Source organism: Fulvivirga aurantia, from assembly GCF_009711475.1.
GTDB classification, from domain to species: domain Bacteria; phylum Bacteroidota; class Bacteroidia; order Cytophagales; family Cyclobacteriaceae; genus Fulvivirga; species Fulvivirga aurantia.
Genome location: NZ_SMMD01000839.1, coordinates 1 through 10,378, shown reverse-complemented (window position 1 = coordinate 10,378; position 10,378 = coordinate 1). Strand labels below are relative to the sequence as shown.

The 10,378-nt window shown below is 39.2% G+C and carries 11 protein-coding genes; 5 read left to right on the top strand and 6 right to left on the bottom strand.

What is annotated here, in order from left to right; genetic code table 11:
* Positions 1-25: 25 nt before the first annotated feature.
* Positions 26-1,453: a chromosomal replication initiator protein DnaA gene (gene dnaA, locus E1176_RS12325; RefSeq protein ID WP_155210938.1), complete on the top strand. Its 1,428-nt coding sequence runs from the start codon at positions 26-28 to the stop codon at positions 1,451-1,453.
* Here the strand turns inward: dnaA and pdxR are convergent.
* The gene (gene pdxR, locus E1176_RS12320) at positions 1,434-2,894 is read right to left on the bottom strand and encodes a MocR-like pyridoxine biosynthesis transcription factor PdxR (protein ID WP_155210937.1); all 1,461 of its coding nucleotides are present in this window, start codon (positions 2,892-2,894) and stop codon (positions 1,434-1,436) included. The genes dnaA and pdxR overlap by 20 nt on opposite strands.
* 87 nt (positions 2,895-2,981) lie before the next feature.
* Here pdxR and E1176_RS12315 point away from each other — a divergent pair, with 87 nt between their 5' ends.
* Both E1176_RS12315 and E1176_RS12310 read left to right on the top strand, forming a co-directional pair.
* Entirely contained in the window at positions 2,982-3,629 is a 648-nt protein-coding gene (locus E1176_RS12315; RefSeq protein ID WP_155210936.1) for a pyridoxamine 5'-phosphate oxidase family protein, read from the top strand.
* Positions 3,630-3,761: 132 nt separating this feature from the next.
* A complete protein-coding gene (locus E1176_RS12310) occupies positions 3,762-4,856 on the top strand; it encodes a fatty acid desaturase family protein (RefSeq protein ID WP_155210935.1) in 1,095 nt (364 codons plus the stop codon).
* Here the strand turns inward: E1176_RS12310 and E1176_RS12305 are convergent, their stop codons facing one another.
* Complete coding sequence (locus tag E1176_RS12305) at positions 4,857-5,333, bottom strand: Lrp/AsnC family transcriptional regulator (protein WP_155210934.1); 477 nt, start codon at positions 5,331-5,333, stop codon at positions 4,857-4,859.
* Positions 5,334-5,505: 172 nt separating this feature from the next.
* Here E1176_RS12305 and ahcY point away from each other — a divergent pair, with 172 nt between their 5' ends.
* The gene (ahcY, locus tag E1176_RS12300) at positions 5,506-6,807 is read left to right on the top strand and encodes an adenosylhomocysteinase (RefSeq protein WP_155210933.1); all 1,302 of its coding nucleotides are present in this window, start codon (positions 5,506-5,508) and stop codon (positions 6,805-6,807) included.
* 62 nt (positions 6,808-6,869) lie between these two features.
* On the opposite strand, the gene E1176_RS12295 is transcribed toward ahcY, so the two are convergent.
* The gene (locus E1176_RS12295; RefSeq protein WP_155210932.1) at positions 6,870-7,352 is read right to left on the bottom strand and encodes an anti-sigma factor family protein; all 483 of its coding nucleotides are present in this window, start codon (positions 7,350-7,352) and stop codon (positions 6,870-6,872) included.
* A gap of 3 nt (positions 7,353-7,355) precedes the next feature.
* Positions 7,356-7,913: a sigma-70 family RNA polymerase sigma factor gene (locus E1176_RS12290; RefSeq protein ID WP_185152780.1), complete on the bottom strand. Its 558-nt coding sequence runs from the start codon at positions 7,911-7,913 to the stop codon at positions 7,356-7,358.
* Positions 7,914-8,052: 139 nt separating this feature from the next.
* Between E1176_RS12290 and E1176_RS12285 the strand changes: the two genes are divergently transcribed.
* Positions 8,053-8,415: a DUF6249 domain-containing protein gene (locus E1176_RS12285; protein WP_155210930.1), complete on the top strand. Its 363-nt coding sequence runs from the start codon at positions 8,053-8,055 to the stop codon at positions 8,413-8,415.
* A gap of 3 nt (positions 8,416-8,418) precedes the next feature.
* Here E1176_RS12285 and E1176_RS12280 read toward each other — a convergent pair whose 3' ends face one another.
* Entirely contained in the window at positions 8,419-9,867 is a 1,449-nt protein-coding gene (locus tag E1176_RS12280; RefSeq protein ID WP_343030530.1) for an SLC13 family permease, read from the bottom strand.
* A gap of 12 nt (positions 9,868-9,879) precedes the next feature.
* A partial coding sequence (locus E1176_RS20710) for a hypothetical protein (RefSeq protein WP_185152779.1) occupies positions 9,880-10,378 on the bottom strand: 499 nt, incomplete at its 5' end.

The following is a 10,378-nucleotide window of genomic DNA, read 5'->3' as shown; positions in this document are numbered from 1 at the left end:
CTGTCAAAATTTTAGATTTCAGTACATGCAGCTGGATTGCGAAACGGTGTGGAATGATTGCCTTCGGGTTATCAAAGAGGATGTGGCGGACCAAAGTTTTAACACTTGGTTCAAGCCGATATCTCCACTTAGGTGTAATAATGACGTACTGACAATACAGGTGCCGAGTCAGTTTTTTTATGAATGGCTCGAAGAACATTACGTACATATTCTTAAAAAAGCCATTACATCTGTAATGGGGCCACAAGCCAAATTAGAATACTCTGTTATAGTAGATAAAGGAAATAGCGGCTCGTCACCACTTTCTGTTAATTTACCCAACAGGTCTAACCCACCAAAGAAGCAGCCATACGGCTCAAATGGTAGCAAAGAGGAATACGTTTCTCCATTTCAGCTTAAATCTGTCGACTCTCTTTATCAGGAGTCACAGCTGAATCCTAATTATGTATTTGACACCTATATAGAAGGTGATTGCAACAGGTTGGCCCGTTCTGCAGGTTTCGCTGTTGCACAGAAGCCGGGTGTTACTTCTTTCAATCCGTTGATGCTCTATGGAGGCGTTGGATTAGGCAAAACCCACCTCGTGCAAGCCGTAGGTAACGAAATAAAGAACAGTCCGGGCAACCGATTTGTGCTTTATGTATCATCAGAGAAGTTTACTAATCAGTTTATTGATGCCCTGAAGAATAATAAAATTCAGGAGTTTCAGAATTATTACATGCAGGTGGATGTACTGATTATCGATGATGTACAATTTCTTGCAGGCAAAGAAAGAACTCAGGAAATTTTCTTCCATATATTTAATCACCTTCACCAGGCAGGTAAGCAAATTATCATGACTAGTGATTGTCCTCCAAGAGACCTGAAGGGGCTTCAGGAGAGACTGCTTTCCAGGTTTAAGTGGGGGCTGACAGCTGATCTTCAGCAGCCTGATTATGAGACAAGGGTCGCGATCATTCAGCGTAAGATGCAGGCAGATGGTATTTACATCCCTGAAAATGTAATTGAGTATCTGGCTTACAGCGTAGATACCAACGTGCGTGAATTAGAAGGCGTGTTGATTTCTTTAATAGCACATGCTTCGCTTAATCGCGTAGATATTGACCTTGAGCTGGCCAAGCAAACGCTCAAGAATATCGTACAGGATATTGATACTGAAGTGAGTATCGACTACATCCAAAAAACAGTTTCTGAGTATTTTAAAGTAGAAGTCGAGTCTTTAAAAGACAAGATTAGGAAAAAAGAAATAGTGATTGCCAGGCAGGTAGCGATGTATTTCTCAAAAGAATACACCAACCATTCTTTAAAAGCCATTGGTTATCATTTTGGAGGCAGAGATCATAGTACTGTGATACATGCCGTGCAATCAGTAAATGATATGATTGATACTAATGCCAACTTCAAATCGTCTGTAGAAGAACTAAAAAAGAAGCTTAAGATGAAGGCCGTTTAACTTCATAGATTACTTTACTCAAAATTTTCACGGCATCATCAATTTCCTCGAAAGTTAACGAGGCAAATCCAAATCTAAAGGCATTATAATCCCGGGCAAGATCGGTGTTTATATCTATTGACAGGCCGTTTTCCTCAAGGTGTGGTTTAAGGTCAGAGAGTTTTACATCAATCAATTTTAGCCAAATGGCCATGCCGCCTTCCGGTAGGTCAAAAGTGACATGATTTCCTAATTTCTCACGAAGTTGAACGGCTAAATAATCCCTTCTCTGCCGGTATAACTTTATCGATTTTTTTAAATGCCTGTTGAGTTCGCCAGAAGTTATGGCTTCAGCAATCACCTGTTGTAGTACCTGATCACCTTGTCTATCTATAATTCGACTTATTTTACTCAACTGTTCAATTATAGAAGGTTGGGCTACTAAATAGCCCACTCGTATGCCTGGCGCAAAAATTTTACTAAAGGAGCCAATATAGATCACCCGATGTCTGTTGAGGCTTGCTAGTGGCAAAACGGGACCGCTTTTATAATGGAAGTCAAAGTCGTAATCGTCTTCAATGATGTAGAAATTGTACTTCTCTGCCAGGTCTAATAATTTAAGTCTACGCTCGCTTGATAATGTCACCGTAGTGGGAAAGTGGTGGTGTGGTGTAATGTATACCACGTGTACTTTGCGCTGCAAGCAAATATTCTCCAGGTGATTTGCATCCAGCCCCTGAGCATCAACTGGTATTCTTAAAATCTTGCTATCATTAAAAAGCACTACCCAGTCTGCAGCGTCATAACTGCTATCACCCATAGCGGCACATTTACTTCTTCCTAGTAGCAAATTCATGGTTAGAAAAATGCCCATTTGACTACCTCTTGTAATCATAATATGCGCTATGGAGATGTCCATACCCCTTGATTCGGCTAAATAGTCGACCATCACTTCACGTAATTTCTGCGAACCTCGAGCATCTGCATATTTCAATAATTTAAAGCCGTTTCTCATTTTTATGGCCGCTTTACTTTCCTTGTAAAACCAATCTATGGGAGCCAGTCGTGTGTCCGGACAGCCACCATCAACCTGCAGTATATGGTGTGATGCTTGTGGTTGATCTTCTATGTAAGTGTAGTCAGAGTCGGTATTGATTGGGTTACCATTGAAGGCGTCTTGATCTAAAGGCTTTGTTTTTGACAAGGGAAGTTGGCGAGGTACAAATGTTCCTTTAGAAGGAACTGCCTCAAGCCAGCCTTGTGCAACAAGTTTATCTATAGCTTGGATAACAGTTTTCCTGTTAATTTCTAATATAATGCTGAGCTGCCGGGTGCCTGGTAGTTTTAAGCCAGGCTTTATCCTTCCATTATTTATTTCTTTTACCACCTGATCAGCAAATTGGAGATAGAGAGGTCTTTTCAGGTCTTTATTTAAAGCAATTACTGTTTTCCATGGATACATAACCGGACCCTTTACATATTTGAAATTGGATGACTAAGGTAATCCAGAAGGCGATTATATTTACTTAAACAATAAAATAAAATAATCATGACTCAATATTCTCAATCTGCAAGGAGCAAGGTAAAGCGCGTACCAAAACGAGGTCATTACGACAAGGAAACGGTCTATAGTATTCTGGATGCTGGCTATTTATGCCATGTTGGGTTTACTATGGGTGAGCAACCGTTTGTAATACCCACATTATATGGTAGGTCTGGCAATAAGCTGTATTTGCATGGAGCCGCCTCAAGCAGAATGCTCAGGCAGACGCAGCAGGGCATACCCATTTGTCTTACAGTAACCCATGTTGATGGTCTTGTGCTCGCCCGGTCAGCATTCCATCATTCTATGAATTACCGATCTGTTGTAGTCTTTGGTAAAGCCAGGGTGGTGGAGGAAGGTGAAAAAGAGCATGCTCTATATATACTTTCAGAGCAAATAATTAAAGGTCGGTGGGATGAAGCAAGAAAGCCTAATCGCAAAGAAATGAACGCTACAACAGTGTTGGCTATTGAGATAGATGAAGCTTCAGCAAAGATCAGGCAGGGGCCACCGGCAGACGATCGCGAAGATTACGACTTAGATATTTGGGCAGGGGTAATACCTATAAAACCGCAAATTGGTGATCCTGAACCGGATCCCGCACTTAGAGCAGGTATTGAAACTCCGCCTTCAGTCAAAGAATTTATGAGATAATCGGATAAGGCCGAACTTAATAGTTCAAAAAATCATTAAGAGCTTCTGTAACCCGTCTTTTTAGTATTATCTTAGCAGATTCATAAAAGCGCTATTTTTTTCGCGGACGGAACTAAAATATAATTCGAAAATATGAAGGTAAAATTTAACGGTCGTAATCAACCGGGTTTCTACACAGACGTAAAAAAGGCAGTTGATGAATATTTCAAATCAAATAACATAAGTAAAAATGCAAATGCGGAGATGGTTTTCAAATCCGTATTCTTTTTAGGGTCTTTAGTGGGCCTTTATCTTCTTATTATCCTGGGAGGTTTTTCCCTTACTACAAATTTAATTCTGGCTATCCTCTTAGGAATGACTCAGGCTTTTATTGGTTTCAATGTAAGTCATGATGCCATCCACGGTTCATACTCTTCTAAGCAAAAAGTCAATAAGCTCATGAGCTATAGCTTCAATATAATTGGTGCTAATGCTTATGTATGGAGTGTGAGTCATAACAAGGTGCATCACACTTTTACCAATATACCAGGGCATGACGAAGACCTTGATGTAGCTCCAGGTTTAGTGAGAGTATCGCCAGGTGAGAAGAGGAAGCCAATCATGAAATACCAGCATTTCTATGCATTTTTCTTATACGGACTAGCCTCATTATCATGGGTTTTTAGAAAGGATTACGTAAAGTTTTTTCAGAAGAAGATAGGACAAACAGATAACTCTAAGAGGCCTAAAATAGAGTACTTTAATCTTTTCTTTTTTAAGGCTTTATATTATGCGTTGTTTATTGTAGTGCCTTTAGTAGTATTAGACATTACCTGGTGGCAGTTTTTGATTGGCTTTGTGTCGATGCATCTTGCTGAGGGATTTGTTTTAGGTCTTGTATTTCAACTTGCGCATGTAGTAGAGGGTATGAGTTTTCCTGAGCCTGATACAGAAGGGAAACTTGAGGAATCTTGGGCTGTGCACCAGATGCGTACAACGGCTAACTTTTCAAGAAAAAGCCCAATGGCCAAGTTTCTTTGTGGTGGACTTAATTTTCAGATAGAGCACCATTTGTTTCCAAACATATGTCATGTGCATTATCCTGAAATCTCGAAAATTGTAGAGCGTACAGCCAAGAAATACGATATACCTTACTACGAGAATGAAACCTTTATCGGTGCCCTTAAATCGCACTATCGTACATTAAAATTTTTTGGTAAGAAGGAGCCGGAGTTAGTTCCTGCTTGATCAGTCCATTAAATTCATATTAGGTATTCTGGTGGAGTATTTTACCTCCTTGAGTACAAACGAACTTTTTATTTCGCCAACATAGGGAATAGAACCTATTTTGGCGGAGTAAAATTCATGATAACTGTCCAGGTCTCGTGCAATTACTTTTAGCATGAAATCCTTTTCCCCTCCCAGCAAATAACACTCGAGCACTTCATCTATTTTCATCACGGCATCATAAAAATCCTGTGTCTGGTCAAACTTGGTCACCTTCAATGATCCGGTAAGGAAAACCACAACAGAAGGGGTAAACTTTTTTCTATCGACCAAGGCAACATACTTGTCGATCACGCCAGTCTTTTCAAGTCGTTTTATCCTTTCATAGATTGGTGTTTTTGTCAGGTTTAATTCCTGAGCGATATCATTGACATTGAGTTTAGCATTATCTTGCAACAAGGCTAAAATCTGATGATCTGTAGCATCTAAATTAGGCATGGGAATATTTCCTCTTTTTTGTGGCTGTATTACATGAAATTAGGAATAATTACTGAATTAATCTATAAATCAGGAGGATATACTGATTTATATTTCTATTAGAGGTTATCGCTACTAATTTGTTATTTTTGCAAACGAAAGCGAGAGTTTTAAAATAAAATTTAATACCATCATGATAGAAGAAAAGGTAAAATACAAGGTAAAAGACATTAGTCTGGCCGCTTGGGGCCGCAAAGAAATTGAATTAGCTGAAGCTGAAATGCCAGGTCTTATGGCATTGAGAGAAGAGTACGGTAAAGATAAGCCGTTGAAAGGTGCCAGAATCGCTGGTTGCTTACACATGACAATCCAAACTGCTGTACTTATCGAAACATTAGTTGATCTTGGTGCGGACGTGACCTGGTCTTCATGTAACATTTTCTCTACGCAGGATCATGCTGCCGCTGCTATTGCCGAAGCTGGTATACCTGTTTATGCATGGAAAGGAATGACCGCAGAGGAGTTTGACTGGTGTATCGAACAAACACTAGTTTTCCCTGACGGACAGCCGCTAAACATGATTCTTGATGATGGAGGAGACCTTACTAACATGGTATTTGATAAATACCCTCAATATGTAGAAGGTATCAAAGGATTGTCTGAAGAGACAACTACAGGAGTACACAGACTTATCGAGCGTGAGAAAAATGGTACTTTAGTAATGCCTGCAATCAACGTAAATGATTCTGTAACAAAATCTAAGTTCGATAACAAATACGGTTGTAAAGAGTCTTTGGTAGACGCGATAAGAAGAGCAACTGATGTAATGATGGCTGGTAAAGTAGCTGTTGTTGGTGGTTATGGAGATGTTGGTAAAGGATCTGCTGCCTCTTTGAGAGGAGCTGGAGCAAGAGTAATCGTTACTGAGATTGACCCTATCTGTGCGCTACAAGCTGCAATGGATGGTTTCGAAGTAAAGAAAATGGATGATGCAGTGAAAGAAGCTGATATCGTTGTAACTGCTACCGGTAACAAAGACGTGATCGCAGGCAGACATTTCGAAGGAATGAAAGACAAAACGATCGTTTGTAACATCGGTCACTTCGATAATGAGATTGACGTAGCATGGTTAAACCAAAATGCTGAGAAAGATGAGATTAAGCCTCAGGTAGATAAGTACAAGCTTTCTAATGGCAACGATATCATTTTGTTGGCAGAAGGTAGATTGGTAAACCTTGGTTGTGCTACAGGTCACCCATCTTTTGTAATGTCTAACTCATTTACAAACCAGACTTTAGCTCAGCTCGAGTTGTGGAATAACTCTGATAATTACGAAAACAAAGTATATACATTACCTAAGCACTTAGATGAGAAGGTAGCTAAATTACACTTAGAGAAAATCGGTGTAACGTTAGACGAGCTTTCTCCTGAGCAAGCAAAATACATTGGTGTTGAAGTAGAAGGACCATTTAAGCCTGACTACTACAGATACTAATCCTTAGTTGATATGAATTGGAAAGCTGCCTGATTTCAGGCAGCTTTTTTTGTTTCAACTGATCAATAAGCGTATTGACGCTTCTTAAAATAGGGTCTTAAAATAAGCTTGTCGAAGATAACAAGGCCAAAAATTGTTAATACAAATAGCAATGAGTTAGAAATCAATTTGTAATTGATACTGTCGGGAAGGTAAGATTCTATAGCTGATAAATAGCTAATTTGCTCAAGCATAGTGAGATCAATCATGCCTTCTGCCATAAAATACGAACCACATATTACCGTGAGGCAGGTAATTATCATCAAATATATACTGCTTCTTTTAATGCCAGGGTTACTTATGCTCACCATTACCCGCTTAGCCATGTCAGCAGACGGTTTGTGTATTTCAAGGTGTTGCAGGGCACTATCTATCTGTAACAATTCCTGATATTGCTGTGCCAGGGAAGAATCTTTACTAATTTTTTCTTCCAACTGCAGGCTCTCGTGTCGATCGAGCGTTCCATCTATATAATCCAGAAGTTTTTCGTGTGTAATCTCTTCCATAATCTAGAGTGTTAAAGCTTCTTCTTTCAATGTATCTTTCAGTGCCATGGCCAATCTTTTTCTGGCCCGGTGTAATCTCACTTTTACTGTACTTGTTTTCTGACCGGTGATTTCAGCTATTTCTTCAATACTATTCTCTTTTAAATAGAAGAGCGTAATTACAGCCCGGTCTTCTTTACAAAGAGTCTTTAGACCTTCATTAATATACCTGCGTTGATCCTCATGTTCTAGCTGTGAGGAGTCTGTAGCAATAAATTTACTCACTTCATCTAAAGGCCTTTTGATGATTTTTGTTTTCCTGTTAAGTGAAATAGCAGTGTTGAAAACAATTCTGTAAAGCCATGTAGAAAACTTAGCAGTTCTGTTAAAACTGTTAAGGTTTTTGTAAGCCTTGACGAAGGCGTCATGCGTCACCTCTTCAGCATCTTGCTCATTTTTCAAAATATTTACCGCTATGGTAAAAGCATAGTTTTGATACTTTAACACAAGTTGGTTAAAAGGTGCCTGTTGGCCTTCCAGGATTTGATCGATCAATCTGTTGTCGTCATCTGCTTGATTCACGGAATGTTTGACGCTGATAAGTAAAATCAAGTTACAGCTTTTTTGAAAAAAAATAATTTAAAAATTACCTGTAACCACAGTGACAATGGCTGCGTCCTATGGGCAAATTTTTAAATCAAAAACTTAAAATTGAGAAAACATGGATGTAGCAGTAATTGGTGTATTTATACCTATAGTAGCCTTAGTAGGAATTGTGATTACAATCATTTATTTGAGAAGGTATAAAAACGAAGAACGAATGGCAATGATAGAAAAAGGGCTTAACCCAGGCGATCTGGATCTTAAAAGCCTTACCGATCAAAAAACAAGCGCAATATGGCCTTTAAGATCGGCACTACTACTTATGGGCATCGGTGTAGGTTTGTTTATTGGCTACTTTTTAGATGCTCAAACCCGTATGGAGGAAGTAGCTTATTTCTCAATGCTATTTCTATTTGGTGGAATTGGTCTGGCTATATCGTATATGATAGAGGAGCGTAAGCTAAAGCAGGCACAGAAATAACTGTTAAAAGATTTTCTCTATCAATAGCATATTTAGCAGTACGAGTACTGCTATTGCTATTAAATTGAGTAGAAAACCAGCTCTGATCATCTGTTTCATTTTAATGTAGCCACTACTAAAAACTATAGCATTAGGAGGAGTTGAAATAGGCATCATAAAAGCACAGCTGGAGGCAATCGTGGCAGGTATTACAAGTAATAACGGGTTGATGCCTAAACCTTGAGCAATACCAATCGCTACAGGTATAAAAATGGTGATGAGTGCCACATTACTCATCAACTCGGTGAGAAATAAAACCATAGCTGTGGTGATCAGTACAATTAAAGTAGTGGGTAACTCACCCTGACCTTTAACAAACTCTCCCATAAGCTGAATGATCCCCACCTTTTCCATCGCTCTGGCCAGGCACATCCCACCTCCAAAAAGCAAAAGAATGCCCCATGGGAGCTTTTTAGTGTCTTCCCATTTTAAGATGAATTTGTTCTTTTTCAAGTGTACTGGTGTTATGAACATCAGTAGTCCACCCGCCATAGCCGTTACTGTATCACTTAGGAGGGGTTCACCTATGAGTTGATTGATTTGTTGTTTAAATATCCAGCCAAAAGCTGTGATAGCAAATATGGTTAAGACCAGCTTTTCACTTTTACTGATTTTTCCAAGCTTTTGTAATTCGCTATTTACAAGTTGTTCTGAGCCGGTTATCTTTTTAAGGTTATTCTTAAAAAGTAATTTGGTGATAAGCAAATAGGTAATGGTCAAAAGCAAAAATCCTACAGGAAGCCCTATACCAAACCAACTGCTGAATGTCATCGTGTAATCCAGAATTTCTGTCAAATAACCGGCCATAACCACATTAGGCGGTGTCCCGATGAGTGTCATCGACCCTCCAATATTAGCAGCATAGGCAATGGATAACATGAGACCCAGAGAGAAATTCTTTTCTGATCGGGTAAGTTTTTCAGTGTCCTTTTTCAATAGAAGATTGGCTACAGACAAAGCTATAGGGAGCATCATTACAGCAGTAGCTGTATTGCTAATCCACATACTGAGTAGAGCCGTGGCGGCCATAAACCCTAGGATTATTCCATTGCCGCTACTTCCGGTGAGGCGTAGTAAATTTAAAGCGATTCGTTTGTGTAGGTTGTGTTTTTCCAATGCAAGCGCAATGAGAAAACCACCCATAAATAGAAATATGATAGAACTGGCATACGGGGCTGTAGCCTCAGAAACCTTGAATATACCGAGTAAGGGCAAAAGAACTATTGGTAAAAGAGATGTAGCTGGTATTGGTATAGCTTCTGTAACCCACCAGGTGATCATCCATGAGGCAACAGCCAAAACACAAAATAAAGGATACTCGGGTGAGTTACGAAAGAGTAATAGCAACAGAGCAAATAGTAGGGGGCCGATGAATAGGCCGATAACCTTACTTATATCAACTTTTTTACCCACAAGTATTCACGTTTATGAAGGCAATGCCATAAAAAAGCGTATGAGCGCGGCATAACCAATCACCAAAAATATTATATGTAAAACCTTATTTTTATTGTAATAAGCGGCTGTAACAGCGAGTACTACACCAAAAATCCTGATAAAATTTTGTACGCGTACATTGCCAATATCCTGGTAAACAAAAGAGCTTGAAATAGTAAAGAGAAAATATATAGCTAATAGGCCAAATAGCCAGCGCGTGTTTTTATAAAAGAAAGATTTCATATCTATTCGCCTGTCGCTACGCTGCTTAAAATCGGGGAATAAAATGACACTCACGATATAGAATATAAAGATCGGAACTAGCGAATAGAAAAAGTAGAATAGGTTATCTGTGATAAATCTGGTTCTTGGCCAGATACCCCACCAGTTTTGAATAAACATGGTGAATGCAAAGATCGTCCAAAGGGTGTGTTGCCAGTAAGCTTTAATTTTGGTTCGGTTTCTAATTAACGCTCCCCAGCCTTGAAAA